19 protein-coding genes are annotated in these 19,684 nt (G+C 67.2%); 14 read left to right on the top strand and 5 right to left on the bottom strand.

Annotation, left to right across the window (positions count from 1 at the left end):
• Nucleotides 1-298: 298 nt before the first annotated feature.
• The 4 genes from ABZ693_RS15565 to ABZ693_RS15550 all read right to left on the bottom strand — a co-directional run bounded on the left by ABZ693_RS15565 (nt 299) and on the right by ABZ693_RS15550 (nt 5,557).
• Nucleotides 299-1,990 carry a DUF262 domain-containing protein gene (locus ABZ693_RS15565; protein WP_359876689.1) on the bottom strand — a complete coding sequence of 564 codons (1,692 nt, stop codon included), beginning with the start codon at nt 1,988-1,990 and terminating at the stop codon, nt 299-301.
• Between the two features lie 541 nt (nt 1,991-2,531).
• A complete protein-coding gene (locus ABZ693_RS15560; protein ID WP_359876687.1) occupies nt 2,532-3,362 on the bottom strand; it encodes a helix-turn-helix domain-containing protein in 831 nt (276 codons plus the stop codon).
• A gap of 711 nt (nt 3,363-4,073) precedes the next feature.
• Nucleotides 4,074-4,754 carry a YdcF family protein gene (locus ABZ693_RS15555; protein WP_359876686.1) on the bottom strand — a complete coding sequence of 227 codons (681 nt, stop codon included), beginning with the start codon at nt 4,752-4,754 and terminating at the stop codon, nt 4,074-4,076.
• Nucleotides 4,751-5,557 carry a GntR family transcriptional regulator gene (locus tag ABZ693_RS15550; protein WP_359876684.1) on the bottom strand — a complete coding sequence of 269 codons (807 nt, stop codon included), beginning with the start codon at nt 5,555-5,557 and terminating at the stop codon, nt 4,751-4,753. The genes ABZ693_RS15555 and ABZ693_RS15550 overlap by 4 nt, the downstream gene beginning before the upstream one ends.
• Before the next feature lie 605 nt (nt 5,558-6,162).
• On the opposite strand from ABZ693_RS15550, the gene ABZ693_RS15545 reads away from it, so the two are divergent.
• The 13 genes from ABZ693_RS15545 to ABZ693_RS15485 all read left to right on the top strand — a co-directional run bounded on the left by ABZ693_RS15545 (nt 6,163) and on the right by ABZ693_RS15485 (nt 17,326).
• Nucleotides 6,163-6,432, top strand: a complete 270-nt coding sequence (locus ABZ693_RS15545) for a DUF6284 family protein (protein ID WP_359876682.1) — start codon at nt 6,163-6,165, stop codon at nt 6,430-6,432.
• On the top strand, nt 6,429-6,878 hold the full coding sequence (locus ABZ693_RS15540) for a Pycsar system effector family protein (RefSeq protein WP_359876680.1): 450 nt from the start codon (nt 6,429-6,431) through the stop codon (nt 6,876-6,878). The genes ABZ693_RS15545 and ABZ693_RS15540 overlap by 4 nt, the downstream gene beginning before the upstream one ends.
• Nucleotides 6,875-7,993, top strand: a complete 1,119-nt coding sequence (locus tag ABZ693_RS15535; RefSeq protein WP_359876679.1) for a conjugal transfer protein — start codon at nt 6,875-6,877, stop codon at nt 7,991-7,993. Before ABZ693_RS15540 ends, ABZ693_RS15535 begins: the two co-directional genes overlap by 4 nt.
• Nucleotides 7,990-8,814 carry a phosphoadenosine phosphosulfate reductase gene (locus ABZ693_RS15530; RefSeq protein ID WP_359876677.1) on the top strand — a complete coding sequence of 275 codons (825 nt, stop codon included), beginning with the start codon at nt 7,990-7,992 and terminating at the stop codon, nt 8,812-8,814. The genes ABZ693_RS15535 and ABZ693_RS15530 overlap by 4 nt, the downstream gene beginning before the upstream one ends.
• 61 nt (nt 8,815-8,875) lie before the next feature.
• The gene (locus ABZ693_RS15525) at nt 8,876-9,193 is read left to right on the top strand and encodes a hypothetical protein (RefSeq protein ID WP_359876675.1); all 318 of its coding nucleotides are present in this window, start codon (nt 8,876-8,878) and stop codon (nt 9,191-9,193) included.
• A complete protein-coding gene (locus ABZ693_RS15520) occupies nt 9,190-9,504 on the top strand; it encodes a hypothetical protein (protein ID WP_359876673.1) in 315 nt (104 codons plus the stop codon). The genes ABZ693_RS15525 and ABZ693_RS15520 overlap by 4 nt, the downstream gene beginning before the upstream one ends.
• Before the next feature lie 87 nt (nt 9,505-9,591).
• Nucleotides 9,592-11,709 carry an ATP-binding protein gene (locus tag ABZ693_RS15515; RefSeq protein WP_359876672.1) on the top strand — a complete coding sequence of 706 codons (2,118 nt, stop codon included), beginning with the start codon at nt 9,592-9,594 and terminating at the stop codon, nt 11,707-11,709.
• 203 nt (nt 11,710-11,912) lie between these two features.
• Entirely contained in the window at nt 11,913-12,380 is a 468-nt protein-coding gene (locus ABZ693_RS15510) for a hypothetical protein (RefSeq protein ID WP_359876670.1), read from the top strand.
• Nucleotides 12,381-12,393: 13 nt separating this feature from the next.
• Nucleotides 12,394-12,861, top strand: coding sequence for a hypothetical protein (locus ABZ693_RS15505; RefSeq protein WP_359876669.1), 468 nt, complete (start codon nt 12,394-12,396; stop codon nt 12,859-12,861).
• 89 nt (nt 12,862-12,950) lie between these two features.
• Entirely contained in the window at nt 12,951-13,829 is an 879-nt protein-coding gene (locus tag ABZ693_RS15500; protein ID WP_359876667.1) for a bifunctional DNA primase/polymerase, read from the top strand.
• 2 nt (nt 13,830-13,831) lie between these two features.
• Complete coding sequence (locus tag ABZ693_RS15495) at nt 13,832-15,307, top strand: AICE element replication initiation protein (RefSeq protein WP_359876665.1); 1,476 nt, start codon at nt 13,832-13,834, stop codon at nt 15,305-15,307.
• Between the two features lie 457 nt (nt 15,308-15,764).
• Nucleotides 15,765-16,010, top strand: coding sequence for a helix-turn-helix domain-containing protein (locus ABZ693_RS15490; protein ID WP_359876664.1), 246 nt, complete (start codon nt 15,765-15,767; stop codon nt 16,008-16,010).
• 77 nt (nt 16,011-16,087) lie between these two features.
• Nucleotides 16,088-17,326: a tyrosine-type recombinase/integrase gene (locus ABZ693_RS15485; RefSeq protein ID WP_359876662.1), complete on the top strand. Its 1,239-nt coding sequence runs from the start codon at nt 16,088-16,090 to the stop codon at nt 17,324-17,326.
• Nucleotides 17,327-17,404: 78 nt separating this feature from the next.
• On the opposite strand, the gene ABZ693_RS15480 is transcribed toward ABZ693_RS15485, so the two are convergent.
• Nucleotides 17,405-18,166, bottom strand: a complete 762-nt coding sequence (locus tag ABZ693_RS15480) for a phosphoglyceromutase (RefSeq protein WP_359876660.1) — start codon at nt 18,164-18,166, stop codon at nt 17,405-17,407.
• 135 nt (nt 18,167-18,301) lie between these two features.
• Between ABZ693_RS15480 and ABZ693_RS15475 the strand changes: the two genes are divergently transcribed.
• Entirely contained in the window at nt 18,302-19,627 is a 1,326-nt protein-coding gene (locus ABZ693_RS15475) for an MDR family MFS transporter (RefSeq protein ID WP_359876658.1), read from the top strand.
• The last annotated feature ends 57 nt before the right edge of the window (nt 19,628-19,684 follow it).

The following is a 19,684-nucleotide window of genomic DNA, read 5'->3' as shown; positions in this document are numbered from 1 at the left end:
CCTCGGAGGGCCCAGAGAGGGCCCGGCGATGTCGCCCCCGAGTCCTCACTCAAGAGGAGCAGCCTCCCCTTCGCCTTCGCTCGCCGTGGCGAAAGAAGGGGCCCCTCTCGACCGCCCCTCCTCTAAGCGCAGCGGAAACTCGGTGACGGGTTACGTCACACTCGCTTTCAAGCCTGTTCGTGCTGGACTGAGCTAAGTCCAGCCTCGTTCAACCTCGTATCCTGCCCGGGCGCGACCGATACAGACGGCTCCGTGAGTCCACAGATTGTCCAAGCGACGGTACGCGGATGGCCAACCTTCAACGAGGCCAAGCGAGCACAGCCTTTTCAGCAAGAACCTTTTGCCGTGCGGCAATCTCAGCTGCAGTCCACTTCGCGTGCTGACCGACTGTGGCTGTAAGGGAAAGTGCCGACGACTGGAGGATGGGAGCCTTAACCGAGAAGGACTTATTGCCGATCTTTCCGTTCTTCCCTTTTGGAAGCAAAGTCATATTCCCAAGGCGATAGGCCCAATTGTAACGTTCCTCCGCCGTCTTGAATGTTGGCCAATCCGCTTGTGTTGCATTCTGGGGAAGAACGTGCTCAAGGTTGAGCTTGTCGCCGTCTTCGTTGGGCACTAGCTCGGGCTCGGGAGTCTTTGCATCGTAGCGTTCCAGGGCGAGAAGGTAGTAGCGGGCTGCGGCATTTTTGGGTACCCGCATGATTGCAAAGGCTTCTTTGAACTGATCGTCCGATGGGATGGTGCTTCCCAGTTTTTCCCTCACGCTTTTTACCGTCTTTACCTGCCCGCCGCGGATGGCGACAGCGGCGTCACAGTAGCGTTCTTCTGTCGTTCCGGAGTTCATCGTCTCTGTGACGGTCCCACGAACGGACCAGCTCACAGCTGCGCGAAGAAGTTTCTTGAGCTCCACATCCGAGAATTTATCCATCGCAGCAAGCAGTAGAGGCCTGTTGGGTGCGAGATTAAACCTGGCTAGAATCTGCAGATCAGCCTTTCCCGCATGGTCCAAGTTGGTCCAGAATTCGTGTCCGGGGTTCGTGATAGCCGCATATTTCTCTGCCGCTCGGGATAGGTCGATCGTGAACTGTGAGGCCTGACTCTTCGTCTTCACCTTTTCCTTGATCTTATCGTATAGGTCTCGTTCTCGCGTCAAGCCGTAGCGAGAGCTCCAATAGTGCCGCAAGAAGGCGGTAAACTTGCTGTCTGCAGCAGAAAGTTCCAGGGACCCGAGGGTACGCATCCAGTAGTCGCGTACTTTATCGAGTTCACTCCCCGCTTTTCCGAAGATGTAGTTCTTGAGAAGGTCGGCAGTGGTTAGATCGGCCCCTCGGTTGTTGAGGGTCTCGAAAATTACGTATGCATCGGATTCAGATGGAACTTCGATTACTCCGAGACGAACGCGTTCACGGAGAAAAGTAGCCCATTGTAGAAGCCTTTTCTCCGCTTCATCACCGACTGAGTCAGCAACTGCACCCATAGCTTTTGACAAGAAGGCGTATGACTTCATCACAGCGGGAGATTTGCCGTCTGCCGCTTCGGGGTCAGCATCTCCGGAGACGATGGAACTGAAAATGGCATCGTCTTCGGGGTTCAGGACTAGACGAGGGTCCTTACCCTCCGATTGCAGGGTTTCCTTGGCGAGATAGTCGCGCTCAATTACGCTGAATTTTTCGTTACCACGACTTTCGAGATGATCGCGAATCGCGGCCAATAGCAAGGAAGTAGTCACGATTCGCTGCTGACCATCGATGATGGTTTTTCGTGTACCGTCCCCTTCCGTGGTGAGTACAACCGTTCCGAGGAAGTACTCATCAGTTTCCCCAAAGGCGTGAAGCAGATCGCTCCAGTACTGAGCGACCTCCGCATCTGGGCGCCAGCGGTACGAGCGCTGGTAAATGGGGACGCGCATCTCTTGCATTTCGATCAACTCGGCGACACCGACGAGCTGGAATTTGATCGACGTAGACGTCGCTTTGGTAGCAGGAGGCATGCTTCGCATCGTAGGACACTGCATGAGAGCAGTACATGGATTTGGCCAACTTGGACGGTTGTTGACGGATCGTCAGGTGGAGGGTCTTGGCTCCACTCCCCTAGCCACTGCCCAAGCGACGGTAGGGAGTGCTCCATGCAACAGAGGTTGGGATCCCAGTCCCACGCTCACCCATCCGTCATCCTGAAGCTGATCAGCGCCGGTGCAGCCTCGATCCATTACGGGCGTGAGTCACTGCCGGTAGACCGCGCTTGGAATCCTCGAACTCTCTGGTCGTCATCACGATGTAGTCGCAGAGCCAGTCACCTGCATCCGTCAGGGACGCGGCCGGCCGGGCCCGAAGCCTTCGCGGGCGGCCTACATGCAGTTCTTCAGCGTCTGTCCACAGTTTGCCGCACACGACATGCCTGGAGCGAAATCTGGATTCTCAGCTGGGGGGCACAGTTGTTCTGGGGGCGATTGGGCTCCTGGCCTACGGTGCAGTCGCTTCGCGAGGTTCGTAGTCGATTCGGCTCTGCAGGTGCTGCGCGTCAGAGACTCGTCATGACTCCGCACTGCGGTTCATTACTTCGAAAATGCAATGCCCGCCAGCCTTCCACAATTTGATATCGTCAGTTCGATTTTTGAATTCGCGCATTCTTTGGGCGAAGCACGAGGAGCACCAGAACTGCGAATCGGCTCTTCCTGGTGAATCTGTCACGATGGTGACAGTCTTGTAGCAGCCCTGACAATTAATGTGCAAGCCCCGAATATGGTAGGAGCTAGACGATGAAGAGGGGCTGTGTGAGTGGCGAGCTCTACTCGTGTTTGGTTTGTCCGTCTGCTCAGCGCAGCGTTCCCACGCCCGAGCCCATGACTCGATCTCGACTTGCCCGCAGCTCCGGGCGAACGCCAGCGTGAACTCTCGACTAGGTTTCGACTTATTCCAAAAGAAGCGACTCAACGTGCTGCGCGATATGGGGCCGTACGCCTTGGAGTTAGCTGCCAATTCTCGATAGCTTGGGCTTCCAGAACTCTCGTAAGCACGGATCATGCACCTGCGGAGTTCGTCAAAAGTGTTGACGTACTCGATGTCTACTGGTCGCCCTTGGGGCTCATTTCTTTTGCTCCGGGAGCGTCGTACGTGGGCGTTCGTACGCCGCCGTTCAGCTTCCCTCGGATCTGCTCCGCAGGCGTCGGCAAAAGCTCGGACGACCTCTGCAGTGGGTACTACCTTGCCGGAAGCGGCACGGCGCAAAGTGTCCTCGCTGTACTTGGTCTTCCTTGCCAGCTCGCGATAGGTGATGCCCGCACGTTCGCGCTGGCGCCTGAGCCAAAGAGCGAGAGTGCGGGCAACGCCATCGGCGCCGACAGGATCTTCGCGGCGCCCCATGCTTATGCGCTAGCCGCGGTGACCGTCGACTCGGGACACTCGCCGCAGGACTCTCGGAGGCGCAACGTGAGATCGACAGATTGGATGAGGAGACCGATCCCCATAGCTCCTGGGATGCCAATGAGTGGCAAGATCACAGCCACAAGGAGCACGATCACGATGACGGTTATGTGGGGGCGCCTGACCCATCCGACCAAGCGTCGGATGCACCTACGGACACGTCCCGTCTGCTTCATGGCGAGGATCTCCTTGGTTTCGGTACGGGTGTGCGGCTGCCCTGCTGTCGCACGACTAGATGGTGGCCCTGTGGTGCTCTCGAACTCCAGCCACGACAGGAGGTAGTTGCAGATCTGTCCCATGAAAGGCCGCTCCGGCCGGGATGAGGCCCTCAAAAAATTCCTCGTACTAACCCCCAGCTCAGGATATGCCTGGGGGCACCCTTAACCGCAGATCTGTCCCATCCGGACTCAAATGCTCCGGTTAGTGACTCGAACATCGATGACAGGAGCTGGGGGGCGCTAAAACGACGGAAGCTCATCGCTTGCCTTACCTCTCCATTCACTGCTCGCCTCAAGCTCCCATCCCCTACGTCGTGGACGCACACGTTGAGGAGCGGGCGTGGTTCATGGCGTCCAGATGGAGCGTGCCGCTGTATGAACGGCCTGGACGCGATGGTTCGGGCTGGAGTCGAATCCCACGTAGAGTGCCGCGCTATGCATCCGGCACAGTGGCGGTGCCAACATCTGTCGGAACGAGGCGGCTCGTGAACCCACGCGACACGAGCCGCTCGTATGCCTGCGTCACGTCGCCGGGCACCTCCTGCGGGACCGTGAACCCAAGCCCTGGATAGATCAACAGCCGTTGCAACGAACCCACCAACATGTCAATCACAAGGCGTGGGTCCTGGATCGAGTCGACGTATTCAGGGAGCGTCATCGGGGTGGAAGCGCATACGAATTCCGCCTCAGGCCACAGCTTCCGGGCGGTGGCATAGGCCCGCCGTTCCTCGTACGGCTTGCTGACGAGCAGCACTGAGGACACCTCAATCCCGTGCTCTTCGAGCAGCGAGCGGGACAGGGTGATGTTCTGCCCGGTGTTGCGTGCGTTCGGCTCCACAAGGATGGCGTCCGCCGGCACGCCCAGATCAAGCGCCCGGTCTCGGTAGTGCTCGGCTTCACCGCGCGGCATGCGGCCCTTGGTTGTCTGGCTGGTCGCGCCCGTGAAGACGATCAGCGGCATCATGCCGCGCCGGTACAGGGCCACGGTGGTGTCGGCCACCCCCAGATCGTGACTGCCCAGACCAATGCCGACCGAGCAGGGACGCGGTTCGTGGTGCATCTGCTGGTAGTCCCAGAGAAGTTGGGTGTGCTCCCAGTCCTGTACGGAGATCACGCCGAACCTTCCTTGCCCTTGCCCTGGTGGCTGGCGGAATCGGGAACGTCGAATTCGTACTCCCACGCAAAGCGGGAGGCGGCATGGACGCCGACAGCGAACTCAACCACGGTGCCGTCCGCCGTGTATGTGGTCCGGTGCAGTTCGACCACCGGTTCTCCGGCAGGGAGCTGTAGGAGCTTCACCTCGTCACCCGTCGGCACACGCGCGAACAACGCCTCTTTCATGTGGTCGATCTCGTAACCGGCGTCATAGAGAACGCGGTATCCGCCCCCCCGGCCAGCGGGCCCCGGTGTCGGATCGACGATGCGGGTGCCCTCGACATGTTGGGGACGGTAGTAGCTGGTCAGGGTGTGGGTCGGCTGCGTCCCTTCCTTCACCAACCTGGCCCGTGCGTACACCCCGGACCCAACCGGGACGCCGAGCCCTTCGGCTACAAGGGCAGTCGCTTCGACGCGGCTCACCGTCTGCGTCTGCTCGTCCCTCTTGTACGCCCGCCCCGACGCCACACGGTCAGCGATGAACGCGACCTCCTCGCCATCGCGCCACTTTGCCTTGTCGTAGCGGGCAATGCCGAGCCGCTTGAGGGGGGCCCGTGCGCGCACAACTGTGCCGTGCCCGCGTGACGACGTCACGAGCCCTTCGGCCTCAAGCGCCTTGTACGCCTGATGAACCGTGGACTTCGAGCCTTCCCCTGCCTCTACCAGCTCTCTGATCTGGGGCAACTGGGCCCCGGGCTTGCGTTCCCCGCTCTTGATCTCGTGCGCGAGCCGATCCGCCAATTCGCGCCACTTAGGTGCCACAACCGTCTCCCTTCGACGTGATCCAGTGAAGCACAGTCCCAGGACTGTTGACAGTCCTGGGACTGTGCGTCATTGTCTTCACTAGCGCTCGCAGTCCTAGGACAGCGAGTGTGGGGGGCCTTCTTTGGGCTGCTTCGAAACGCAGGGCGGCACGCTGCAAGACCGCCCGATAAGGCCAGGCAGAACAGGGTTTCGGCCCGTACTGGCGAGGTGGCCCGGTGACCGCGAGCAACGGCCGGCGTGTGGGGACTTAGTCCCCCTTGCAGTGATGTTCCTTATCCCTTCGACCTGGGAGTTCCGATGATTCGACGAACCCTGTGGGCGTCGCCGTGACGGACCGGCCGACGGCGCCTGAGCGACACCCGCGTCAGTGAGCGGAGCGCACGCGCTTATGGCCGAACCGGTCCGCCCCCTTCCTGCCATCGCAGCGGCTAGCGCTGCGGCCGGTTGCCTCCCCCGCCCGTCCGACAGCGCTTCGCGTGCTGGTCGTACGGGCGGGGGGGCAGGGAGCCGGTGCCCTGGTCTCCAACGGCGCGCGGCCCCCGGTGGTGCAACACCGGGAGCCGCTGATGGGCCGTTCAACCCTGTGAGAGGAACACGACCCAATGAAGCACATCGTCACTGTTCAGGACGCTGTTACCGCGTTCGCCGACTTCATGGAGCCGACGGCCGCTGAGCTGGACGCGATCGAGCTGGAGTCCCCCGTCATCCTGGCGGAGGTCGACCTGTTGGACGCGCAGATCAAGACCCTCGACCGCCCCGTGAACGAGGTCGACGCCCGCCGCATCCGCAGGGCCCGTAACCGGGTGCTGGCCGCGCGGCGCGACCTGGTCAACCGCACGGCCGACGCGATGCTGCCGGGCGGTGCCGCGTGAGCGCCCCGGCCGAGAAGCTGACGGCGGCGCACGCCGAGGTAAAGGCGGAGATCACGCGCACGGACACCAAGACCGGGCTGCTGCTCGCGTTCATCGGTGCAGTGCTGGCCGGCGCGTGGTCGGTCGCCCGTGACCTGCCCCTAAACCTCGCCGCCTACCTGGCGGGCGGTCTGGGATTGATGCTGCTGGTCGCGGCGGCCGGACTGATGCTGCGCTCGACCCGCCCGAACCTGCGCGGTCGGCACGGCTTCCCGCTGTGGGCCACCCTCACCGCTGAGGAGATCACCACCACCCTCAGCGGCGGGAACCTCGCGGCGGACGTCGCCGCCCTGTCCCGGCTCGCGGTGGTGAAGTTCACCGCCCTGCGCCGCGCGGTCGACCTGACCATGACGGGCGGGGCCCTGCTCATCACGGCCGTCCTGCTCGCGCTGGGGGGTGCGGCATGAGCGAGACACGCAAGCCCCTGACGACCGTGCAGAAGACGGTGCTAATGGCCGCCTTCGTGCCGATGCTGGCCACGGGCGTGATCGGCGGTATCGGCACGTACAGCAACATCGGGCACGCCTACGGCAAGGGCACCGCGCTCGGTGCGCTCGCCGCCGGTGAGGGTGCCACGGCCGTGCTCGCGCTGGTCCTGCTGGGACTGACCATGCTGGGACAGTCCTCCCCGCGCGTCGTGCGGTCGGGGCTGTGGGTGCTGCCGGCCGCCGCGTCCGTCATGGCCGCGATGGCCGCGCCGGACCCTGGCCGCACGGTCGTCTACGCCCTGACCCCGATGGGCATGTCCGTCTCGGCGGAGGGCATGGCGTTCCTGGCCCGCCGGATCGTGGTGCACACCGACGGCCGCGACGCCGAGAGCGAGCGGCGCACCGCCGACCTGGTCCAGGCGCTCGCCTACCACCGGGCCCGCGCCGCACACCACCCGACCAGCCGGGTGCGCAAGCGCTCGGATCGGGCGTCGTGGCGTCTGGCCCGCAAGGTCGGGGTCGGAGACGCGGCGCTCGGATCGCGACTGCTGGACGTTCAGCGGGACCGGATCACGGCTGGTGCGGATGCCGCGCTCGGGTCGATGTTCGGCACCGCGACCCCGAGCCCCGCCCCGATCATGAATGCGGAGGAATCCACCGAGATACTGAGAAATCGGTCTACGGCTGACCTGCGGGAATCCACCCCGCCGACCACGGTCACACTGGCCCGGTTGAGCATGCCGGATCCGGTCGCGGTCGACCTGGGCAAGTCCACTCTGCCGCTGAAGCCCGTACGGGCGATCCCCGCCCCGGCACCGGCCCCGGTGTCGATCGTGCGGGCGGTGCCGGCTGTGTCGGGCCGGGCGCCGCGCCGGGCGACGGGCCGGGTTCCGCAGGCCGCACGATCGCCCCGCCCGAAGCGCACCCCGGATCAGTTGCTCGCCGAAGCGCGGTCGGTCACGGCCGACTGGTCAGACGCGCAGATCACCTCTGCGGGGATCCGTCGGGAGCTGCACACCTCGCCGGCCAACGCCCGGATGCTGCGGGACACCCTCCTTGCGGAGCGGGCCCGCACGGCGGAGGTGGCGCAATGACCACACCCACCACGGATGCGGTGAAGACGTTCAGCTTCGGCGGGGGCGTGCAGTCCATGGCCGCCTTGGTCCTCGCGGCTCGGGGTGAGCTGGACTACCGGACGTTCCTGATGGCGAACGTCGGGGACGATTCCGAGCACCCCGGAACCCTGCGCTATCTGCGCCAGTACGCCACCCCCTACGCCGAAGCGCACGGCCTTGAGCTGGTCGTGCTGGACCGGGTGATGAAGCGCTCGGGTGAGGTCCGCACCCTGTACCAGGACCTCACCCGGGAGGGATCCCGCTCGCTGAAGATCCCGGTGCGCATGTCCAATGGGGCTCCCGGCACCCGCTCCTGTACGGCCCAGTTCAAAATCAAGGTCGTCGGGGACGAACTCAAACGCCGTGGGGCAACGAAGGACGCGCCCGCGACGGTCGGGATCGGCATCAGCCTCGACGAGATCGCCCGCGCGAACAACCGGCGCTGCGAGCCGCACGAGCACATCGAATACCCGCTGCTCGAACGCGGGATCCGCCGTATCGACTGCGCCCGCATCATCCGTGACGCCGGTCTGCCGGTGCCGCCGAAATCGTCGTGCTGGTTCTGCCCGTTCCACCGGCCCGAGACGTGGCACGACATGCGCCGCGACGAACCCGAGCTGTTCGAGCGCGCGTGCCAGCTCGAAGAACTCCTCAACCGCCGCCGTGACGAACTCGGCAAAGACCACGTGTGGCTAACCCGGTTCAACCGGCCGCTACGAGCCGCGATCCCGGACGGCGTCGACACCCTCCCGTTCGACGAATGGGACTCCGGATGCGACTCCGGATGGTGCATGACCTGACGGGCCCCGCCCGCACCCGCACACCACCCCGCATTCCCTGCCTGAGGAAGGTCACCGACCCATGGGCAAGCCCGACACCCGAAGCATCGACCGCGAGATCACTAAGACGAACCGCAAGCTCGAAGCGGTCCGCCGGGGCGAGATGTGGCCCCTGAACAGCAGCGAGCGCCGCGCCGTGCTCGGTGCGCTCGCCGGGGGCTCGTACCGGGTCCTGCGCGGCAAGAGCACCACCCGGCAGGAGAACCGGCTGGAGTCCGTCTCGGAGCAGGCCATCACCCGGCTGACGGCCGAGATCACCGCGCTGCACATCGAGCGTCAGCGGATCGTGCGCGAGTACGCCGCCGCCAAGGCCGCCAAGAAGGCGTCCGGGTGGTGGTGAGCGTGCCGCCCGCCGGCGGCCGTTGCCCGGCCGCGCACCCGGACGACCCCACCCCGTGCGTGGGTGAGGTCGTGGTGACCGTGCTGGACCGCTTCAACAGGGGCGCGGACGGCTGCGAGCATCACGGCGCCCGCCTGCTCGCCTCCCTCGACGGAGGACGCGTCTACGCCCTCCCGCACGCCGCGCCCTGTACGGCCATCCGCGTGTTCAAGGCCGCCGCCGGCATCCGCCCCTTCTGCTGGCTGGACGGCCCCCGCGCCGAGCCGTCCCAGCTCAGCGAGATCGAGAACCGCGCCCGCCGCCCCCGCTGAGCCACCACCCGCCCCGCCCGCCCGCTATGGGGCGGGGCGCCCACCGATTTCCCGCCCCGACCTGGGGCAGTCAGGAGCACTCCCGTCATGGGTGACACCGTCGTCCACCTGCGCAAGAACACCGACCTGTCCACCGAACCGGCCGCCGTGACCACGCTGACCGTGGTCCCCGACCCCGCCCCGCCCGCCCCGGTTCCGCTGTGGGTGCGCTCCGGGCGGGCGGTGAAGCACGCGGCCACGCACGAGCACACGCGCACCGCCGCCCGCGCTGCCGTCCGGCACACCCTCTACGTGGCGGGCGGGGCCCGGATCGTGGCCCGCCGCGCGTGGGACGCCCGCACCCCCGCCCGCTATGAGCGCAATCTTCGCGCGGCGGAAGCCGCGGGGAACTACGAGGCCGCGATGGAGTGGGAGGAGCGCGGGCAGCGCTTCCGCGAGGCACGCCACCGCCGCCGCATGGACCTCCTTCACTCCCCGGTGGACGCGGCCAAGGGCGCCCTGGTCGGCACGGGGATGGGCATAGGGTCCCTGGTTGCCCTCGGTGTCGTGCTGGCCATCGCGAACAAGAACGTCACAGACGTCATCACCCCGGTCATGGCGGTCATCGAGTTCATCCGCCTGATGATCACCATCGTTCAGGTGGTGTGGGGGCCGCTGGTCACCCTGGGCCCGTTCCTCGCCCTGCTCGCGCTGTGGGCGGTCGGCAGCAAGCAGCAGGCAGCGCCCGCGTGGGTCATGCCCGCGCACGTCCGCAACGGTGAGGGTGAGCCGATCACCCCGTCCATCGTGGTCAAGGCCCTGCGCGACCTCGGTATCCCGGCCATGCGCAACGCCATCAAGGAGATGGGCGACGCCGGCGCGTCCATGCTGTCCCCTATCGTGATCGCCGGATGTGGGGTGGAGGTCGACGTCACCCTCCCGTCCGGGGTGTCGACGAACGAGATCCAGCAGCGCCGCCGCAAGCTCGCCGAGAACCTGTCCCGACACGAGCACGAGGTATTCATCACCATCCCGCAGGCTGCACGCACGGTGCGGCTGTGGGTCGCCGACTCCGGGGCGCTGGACGAGCCGATTGGCCCCTCCCCGCTGGTCACCGACGAGACCCTGACCGGCGACTACGCCAAGGGGCGCGCGCCGTGGGGTCAGGACCTGCGTGGGGATGCCGCCGCCATCAGCCTGTATCAGCGGCACTTCCTGATCACGGGTCTGTCCAACCAGGGCAAGACGGCCGCGCTGCGGGCGCTCGCGCTGTGGCTGGCCCTGGACCGGTCGGTGCAGTTCCTGATGGGTGACCTCAAGGGCGCCGGCGACTGGGCCATGTTCGACGGCTTGGCCACCGTGCTGATCCAGGGGCCGACGGATGAGCACGTGATCGAGGTGACCGAGATGGTTGAGGGCGCGGTCGACGAGATGAACCGCCGCCTCCAGGCCCAGCCCGGAACGCAGTTCCCGCCGCTGATCGTGCTGGTCGACGAAGCGCAGGTGGCGTTCATGTGCCCGGCCGTGGACGACGAGAAGCGGCCCTATGGCGGGTCCAAGGCCAAGTCCCGGTACTTCACCGCCGTCCGCAAGATCCACAACCAGGGCCGCGCGGTCAACGTGCTGATGTGGCAGGGCACGCAGGACCCCACCGACCAAAACCTCCCCAAGCTCGTGCGGGAGGGCGCGCACACCCGTGCCTCGCTCGCGCTGGGCACCGAGTCGCAGGCCCGCATGGCGCTGGGAGACAAGGCGGTCGACGGCGGGGCCGCGCCGAACCTGCTGCGCCCCGGTCTGGACAAGGGCACGCTCGTGGTCGCGTCCGACGGCATCGAGATCCCCGCCGGACAGGCGTCCATCACGGTGCGAACCCACTACATCAGCACCGACGACGCGCACGTGATCGCCGACCGGGCCAAGGCCCTGCGCGACGGGGTCACCACCCTGCACGCGATCGAGCGGGGCGAGGAGCGTGACCCGCTCGCCGACATCGCGGCCGTCCTCGGGGACGCGTCCCGGGTGCTGACGGCGGACGTCCTCAAGCGGCTCGCCGCGCTGAACGAGGATGCCTACGGCGCCTGGACGAACGGCGACCTCAAGCGCGTGCTAGACGCCCACGGCGCGGAGCCCTACAAGTCCGACGGCCGCATGGTCGTCGCCCGTGACCGCGTCCTGCGCGCGCTCGCCAACCGCGACGGCGACGGTTCCGCTTCCGCCGCCGAGTAGAGGGAGGCGCACCCTCCCCGGGCCAGGGAGGCAGGGAGAACTCCCTGAAACCCTCCCTGGCCCGCCTCCCTGGCCCTGACCTGCATGAATGATCAGTCAGGGAGTCAGGGAGGCGCGCAGGTCAGCACCCCCGAAACCCCTGCACACGCCACCCCTCAGGGGGTGGTTCCGCCTCCCTGAACCGTCACCGGAAGGGATTCCGCATGTACCCCGAACACACGGACCGCGCGCCCGCCGTACGGGCCCCGGAAGTCCACCAGCCCACCCTGATCACCCCCGCCGTTCCGTACCCGGCGCCGCTCGTTCCCGTCCAGCCGCACACCGTGCCGACGGTTGCGAGCGTCGTCCTCCCGGACGGCCGCGTCGTCACCGGCTACGCCATGAGCCCCGTCCAGCCGAAACCGATCGCGGCCAAGCCGGCCGTCTCGCGTGCCGCGGTGAACGTCGCCCTCGGAGGGATCGGGTTCCTCACCGCGTGCGGCGGACTGCTGCTGCTCACCACGTTCATCACCGCGCTCACCGCGCTCATCACCCAGCTCATCACGCTCGCCGCCGTCATCTTCGGCGGATGGATCGCCGTCCAGGTCCTCGGCCACCGCGACACCGGCAGGGGTGGCAACACCTTCCACATCCGCAAGGCCGTCTTCAAGCGCAACCGCTTCAACAGCTGACAGGGAGCCCCGAGTGTTCGAGATCCGCGTCATCTGCGACCCCGACGACACTGACCGCGTCACCACCGCGCTGACCCTTGCCTTCACGACCGGCGATCTGCGCCGGTACCCGACCCGCGACGGGAAGCGCACCCGCCTACACCTCACCGCCGACCACCGCCCCGCCCCGCAGGACTGGCCGACGCCGGAGCAGGCATACGCGAGCGCCCCGAGCATCAACAGCGAGATCGGATGGACGGCCCGCTTCCTCGCCGGCGCTGAGTGCTTCACCGAGTTGGGCCGTGAGTTCTACCTGCGCAAGGCCGCCCTGCTCGACCGCATCGCCCTGCTCGACGACCCCAGCGCCATGGACCGCGACGTCATTGGCACCGCCGAAGCGGCGGCCGTGTTCCTGCTCGACATGGACCAGCCCGGCCTGATCTGCGACCCGCGCGCCTACGTCCGCCAGCAGTACGCCCTCACGCTCACCGACGACCAGTAGCTGCGCCAAGGGCGACCCCCCAATTCCGCCAAGAACCCGGGGTCGCCCTTGCCCAACTGCCACTGACTGACCTGTGGAGGTCTCCCAGCATGACCCAACCGACCCCCATTCGGCGAGGACCTGACCGCAGGCCCCGCCTGCTGGACACCGCGCTCACGCTGGCCGCGCACGGTATCCCGCCCCTGCCCCTGCGAGCGGGAAAGGTGCCGTTCGGCAACTGCCCGGACTGCGTCGGCAACGCGTGCGGCGGACGGCCGAATATGAAGCACGCGGGCCCCTGCCGCTGTCCCGGTGTCTGTCACGCGTGGGCCGCCGCCACCACCGATCCGCACGTCCTCAGCTCCCCGCCGTGGACATCCGCATGGCATCGGGCCGCCGCCGTTGCCTACCACCCCGGCGGCGCTGGCGTGACCGTGGTCGACCTCGACAACGCTGCGGCCGTCAGATGGGCCCGCGAGACGCTACCCGCCACCCGCACCGTGCTGACCACACGCGGCCAACACTGGATCTACCAGGGCGTCATGCAGTCCGCCAATGCCGTAGGGTCCGGCGTGGACATCAAGTCCACTATGGCTTACGCCCGGTGGCTCGGTCCCGGCAGCGGCACCATGACGGCACTGCCGGACGTCGTACGCACGCTGGCCGTGAAGGAACGCCCAACGGTCCGGCCGGCTCCGCAGACCGTCGCCGTGCCCGCCTTGGTCGGTGGCAGGGAGTGCCGCCACCGCACGCCCGCCTACCTGGAACGCGGCATCGCCATGGCCGAGCAGCGCATCATCCAGGCCTCCAGCGCGGTACACGCCACCGTCTACCGCACCTTCCTCGCCGTGCTGTCGACGCACGGCCGTTGCGGGTGCCTCACCGACACCCATGTCGGTCGTTTGTTCACCGCCGCTCAGGCCAAGGGCGAGTCCCCGCGGCACTGCACCGACGCGTGGACCAACGCCCTGACCACGTTGGGACTGTGACCATGGCCGACGACGAGAAGAACCCTGCCCGCGAGGTCATCACCGACTACGCACAAGCGCACTTCCGCTACTTCCGCACCGCCGACGGAACCGTGTACGCGCAGAAGAACAGCCACCCCGTGGCCCGCCCGATCCGCTCCCAGGGCACAACCGGCAGCCACCGCCAGGAACTCATGGTCGGCCTCTTCCGCGACGGGCTGGGCGTTTTCAACGGAACCGCCCTAAAGGAAGCACTGGACCTGATCGAAGCGCTCGCGCTGACGGAGGACGTTCAGCCCGTCCACATCCGCGTCGCCCCCGGATACGACGGGGCCACGTGGCTGGACCTGGGCCGTAGCGACGGGCAGTCCGTCCGCATCCACCCCACCGGCTGGGACATCGCCGTCCCCGATCCACGTGAGGTGTGCTGGCGGCGCACCCAGCTCACGGGCGAACTGCCGCTGCCGGTCAAGAACACTGAGGGCAAAGGCATCGATCTACTGCTGAGGCTGTGCAACTTCGCCAACGCCGAAACGGAGTGCCTGGCCATCGCGTGGCTGGTCGGCTGCCTCGGACCGTCCGTGCCCGTCCCCGCCCCCTTCCTCACCGGCCCCCAGGGCGCCGGCAAGTCCACCGGTGGCCGGATGCTCGTGCGGATCATCGAGGGCATGACCGGTGACCTGCGCCGGGCCCCGAAGGACGAAGAGAACCTGCTCGCAGCCGTGGCGGCCGGCTGGGTCACCGCCCTGGACAACCTCTCCCACATGAGCCCGGATCTGTCCGACGCCATGTGCTGCATCGTCACCGGAGCTGAGAACGTCAAGCGTGCTCTGTTCACCGACGGGGACGTGTTCCGCGTCGGCTACCGCCGCCCCCTGCTCCTGACCGGCATCGACGTGGGAGTCATCCGCCCCGACCTCGCCGAACGGCTCCTGCCGTTGCGGTTGGAGCGGCCCCGGGTGCGGCGCACCGAGGATGAGCTGTGGACGGAGTACGCGGAGGTGCTGCCCGTCGTCCTCGGCTCGCTTCTGGACCTCACCGTCAAGGTCCGCGCAGTCGAGGCAAAGACCCCCACCGACCTGCGCATGGCCGACTTCGCCCACCTGTGCGCACAGCTCGACGCGGCCACCGGCCTCGGGGCCCTCACCGCCTACCGGGCCAGCCTCGATGACCTGAACGACGACGTCATTGAGGGTGACTTGCTGGCACAGACCGTGTTGCAGCACGCCGCAGACATCGAGCCGGGCGCAGAGCAGCGGATGACGTCCACGGAGTGGCTGCACTGCCTCAGCCGCGTCTACACAGGGGACGACTTCCGTCCCCTGCCCAAGGGCTGGCCGACCACCGGCAAGGTGCTCTCCGACCGCCTCAAGCGGCTACAGCCGACCCTCGCCGCCCGTGGCGTCCTCATCGACTCGGGCCGCACCCGCGAGGGCCGCTTCATCGAGATGACCCGCTCACCGGCAGCACCGCCGCCGCACGAGCAGCAGGCGTTCTGACCGGCGCCGCCCCCGCACGAGCAAGAGGAGCACCACCGGCCAGGCGTGCTCCTCTTGCTGTTCGGCGGCACCGCCGCCCTGCGATGGACGCGCCGCGAAGCGGCCCTTTCTTCACGTCCTGAGCGGCACCGCACCACCACAGACACCCCCCTCTTTTTTTCCTAAGTAGGGAAACGCTGCGTCACCGCGTCACACGATCTTGGAAAACGGCGGGTGGCCTGCGCAGACGAGCGTGACGCAGACGCTCCCGGCTGCGTCACGCCGCGTCACCTGCGTCACGCGTGACAGACAGCCTGCGTCACGCGTGACGCACCCCCACCCCTCTGCGTCACGCGAAAACGGCAGGTCAGCAGCCTGAGTGACGCAGGTGACGCGGTGACGCAGAAATCCGCACCTCGGACACACACGCAGTCCGAGAACCCGCCCAAGCCAACGCGACTCAACCTCTGAGGACTCCATGAGCCGAACCCGTTCCGCTCAACCCGACCCCCGCGCCACTCTCCGCAGCGGCGTGCCTGACCGGTACCTCACTCCCGACGACATCGCCGAAATCTTCGGCGTCCCCCTCGAAACCGTCTACCAGTGGCGCAGGAAGCGCACCGGTCCTCCCGGCTTCCGCGTCGGCAAGCACGTGCGCTACGACCCCGCCGAAGTGGGGGCCTACGTCGCTCAGCTCAAGAACGTCGACCGCGTCGCGGCTTGACGCAAGCTCGCACACCGCCAGGGGTGGCCGTTGAAACGGCCACCCCTGATCCATGCTGAGAAGGGACTCCGCCTCCGATGGCAGGCAGCATCCAAGACCGCTGGTACAAGACCGAGACCGACGCCAACGGCAAGACCGTCCGCGTCAAGACCGAGCGCTACGGGACCGGGCTGCGCTACCGGGCCCGCTACTTCGCCCCCGACGGCAAGCGCAAGGGCAAGTCCTTCCCCGACGGACAGAAGCGGCTCGCTGAGCAGTGGCTGAGCAAGGTCACGGCGGACGTGGCCCGGGGCGACTACATCGACCCGAACGCATCCCGGACGTCGTTTCAGGAGTTCGCCGAAGTCTGGCTCGCGAGCCAGAGCGGAGACCCGAACACCCGCGCATCGATGCAGTCTCAGCTCAGGCTGCACGCCTTCCCGCGCATCGGGTCGCGGCCCCTGGGGTCCTTCCAGCCCAGCCACATCCGCGAGTTCGTGACACAGCTCGAAGCGTCCGGCATGTCCGGCGCCTACGCCCGTGTGATCTTCTCCAACATGCGGGCTGTGCTATCCGCTGCCGTAGAGGATGGCTACCTCCGCCGGAACCCGTGCAACTCGCGCACGGTGACGCTCCCCGAAATGGGCATGCGTCGCGTCGTCCCCTGGCAGCCAGAACGTGTCTTCGCCATGCGGGCCGCCATGGTCGAACGCTTCCGGCCCATGGTGGACATGGGCGCCGGCTGTGGCCTACGGCAAGGCGAGATCCTCGGGCTGTCCGTGGATGAGCTGGACTTCGACAGCGGCACCCTGCACGTGGTGCAGCAGCTCAAGCTCAGCCTGAGCAAGGCCGTGTTCGCGCCCCCGAAGGGCGGCAAGCTCCGTGACGTCCCTCTGCCCGATCCCGTGGCGGAAGCGCTCCAGGAACACATCAAGCGCTTCCCGCCCGTCGAGATCACGCTGCCGTGGATGCGGGCGAACGGCCAGCCCGTGACCAAGCGCCTGATCTTCACCGGGCCCAACGGCGGCCACGTCTGGCGTACGTCGCTCAATGAGGACCACTGGAAGCCCGCTCTGGCGTCCGTGGGCGTCATCCCGAAGGCTAAGAGCCGGGAGCACACGGCCGCGCGCGAGCATGGCATGCATGCCCTGAGGCACTTCTACGCGTCCGTTCTGTTGGACGCGGGAGAGAGCATCAAGGCCGTGAGCGAGTACCTCGGGCACTCCGACCCGGGACTGACGCTGAAGGTATACGCGCACCTCATGCCGAGCAGCCGGGACCGGGCCCGGAAGGCGCTGGGTCAGGCACTCCGACCGCCGCAGGACCCGCCGCGTTGAGGTCCCGCAGAGGGCCCAGGCCGCGAAAATGCCCCCGCTCCGCGCCGTATGCGCAGGTCGGGGGCATGATCACAAACTCTACTTCTTCTTGCCCTGGTTCTTCACGGCCTCGATGGCGGCCGCCGCGGCGGTCGGGTCGAGGTAGGTGCCGCCCGGGTTGAGCGGCTTGAAGTTCTCGTCGAGCTGGTAGCTCAGCGGGATGCCGGTCGGGATGTTGAGGCCCGCGATGTCGGCGTCCGAGACGCCGTCGAGGTGCTTCACGAGGGCGCGCAGGCTGTTGCCGTGGGCGGCGACGAGGACCGTGCGGCCGGCCAGCAGGTCCGGGACGATGCCGTCGTACCAGTACGGGAGCATCCGGTCGACGACGTCCTTCAGGCACTCGGTGCGCGGGCGGAGCTCCGGCGGGATCGAGGCGTAGCGGGCGTCGGCGGCCTGGGAGTACTCGTTGTCGTCGGCGAGGGCCGGCGGCGGCGTGTCGTACGAGCGGCGCCACATCATGAACTGCTCCTCGCCGAACTCGGCGAGCGTCTGGGCCTTGTCCTTGCCCTGGAGCGCGCCGTAGTGGCGCTCGTTCAGGCGCCAGGAGCGGTGCACCGGGATCCAGTGGCGGTCGGCGGACTCGAGCGCGAGCTGCGACGTGCGGATGGCGCGCTTCAGGAGGGACGTGTGGAGCACGTCGGGGAGCAGGCCGGCGTCCTTGAGCAGCTCACCGCCGCGGACCGCCTCCTTCTCGCCCTTCTCGGTGAGGTTGACGTCCACCCAGCCGGTGAACAGGTTCTTGGCGTTCCACTCGCTCTCGCCATGGCGGAGGAGGATCAGCTTGTACGGTGCGTCGGCCATGGTGACGAGCCTAGACGACGCCTGACGATTGACGCGCACCGTCAATTCACTGGCGTCCGGCGTATGAGATGCGTAAGTTACGGGAGCCACGAGAGGCACTTACATACACAGCACAGCACAGGGGGCCGGCCACTCATGTCCATCGCCGCACTCAGACGTTCCGCACGCGCCACGGTGGCGGGCTTCCCGGGGGGCTTCTGGTGGCTCTGGCTGTCGACCCTGGTCAACCGGACCGGTGCCTTCGTCCTCACCTTCCTCTCGCTCTACCTGACCCAGGAACTCGGCTACTCCGCCTGGTTCGCCGGGCTCGTCGTCGCCCTGCACGGTCTCGGCGGCGTCGCCGGCTCCCCGCTCGGCGGCATGCTGACGGACCGTTGGGGCCGCCGCCCCACCATGGTCGCCATGCACCTGACGACCGCCGGCTTCGCCGGGCTGCTCGCGTTCGTCACCAGCACCTGGGGCATCGCCCTCGTCGTACTCGGCATGGGCGTGGCCATGCAGGCCGTCCGGCCCGCGATCAACGCCGCCATCGCCGACCTCGTCCCGGCCGCCGAGGTCCGCCGCGCCTACGCGCTCAACTACTGGGCCCTCAACCTCGGCTTCGCCATCGCCGCCATCGGCGGCGGCGCCGCGTCCGTCCTCGGCTACCGCACGCTCTTCCTGGTCGACGCCACCGCCACCGTGCTGTGCGCGCTGATCGTCTTCTTCCGGCTGCAGGAGACCCGGCCCGAGGCCGTGTCCGGCCCCTCCGCGGCGACGGGCGCGGCGGGCAAGGCGGCCGGCGCGCCGAAGGTCGGCATCGTCACCGTGCTGCGCGACGCGCCGTTCCGCACCCTGGTGACCCTCAACCTGCTGGTCTGCCTGGTGTTCACCGCCCCCTGGATCGGTCTGCCGCTCACCATGGCCGGCGAGGGCCTCGAACCGTCCGCCTACGGTGTCGTCATCGCCGTCAACGGCGTCGTGATCGTCGCGTTCCAGCTGCTGGTCAACCGGATCACGGACAAGCGCTCGCCCGTGATGCTGCTGACCGTCTCCTCGCTGCTCTTCGCCCTCGGCACCGGGGCCACCACGCTGGCCGGGAGCTCGGTCGCCTTCGCCGCGACCGTCGTCGTCTGGACCATCGGCGAGATGGTCCACGTGCCGACCAACGCCGCCGCCACCGCCCGGCTCGCGCCGGAGCACGCCCGCGGCCGCTACCAGGGCGTCATGGGCATGTCCTGGTCGGTGGCCGGTTTCGTCGCCCCGATCGGGGCCGGCTTGATCGTCGACGGGCCCGGGCCGGACATCCTGTGGATCGCCTGCGCCCTGATCGGCGCGGTCGCCGCCGTCGGCTACCAGACCCGGCTGCGTACCGTCCTCGCCGATGTCGAGGACGGCCACACGGGTACGGCCAAGGAGGAGACCCCGGCGCCCAAGGGCGTCGTCGCCGAGCCGGCCGCCGCCGTCGACGCCACCGCCTGATTGCCTGGCCGGAGAGGGAGATACGGCCGGAACTCCGGCCGCGTCCCTGTGCCGAAG

This window comes from Streptomyces laurentii (genome assembly GCF_040635425.1).
Taxonomy (GTDB): domain Bacteria; phylum Actinomycetota; class Actinomycetes; order Streptomycetales; family Streptomycetaceae; genus Streptomyces; species Streptomyces laurentii.
The sequence above is the reverse complement of the archived record's forward strand: the minus strand, read 5'-3'. Positions and strand labels throughout refer to the sequence as shown.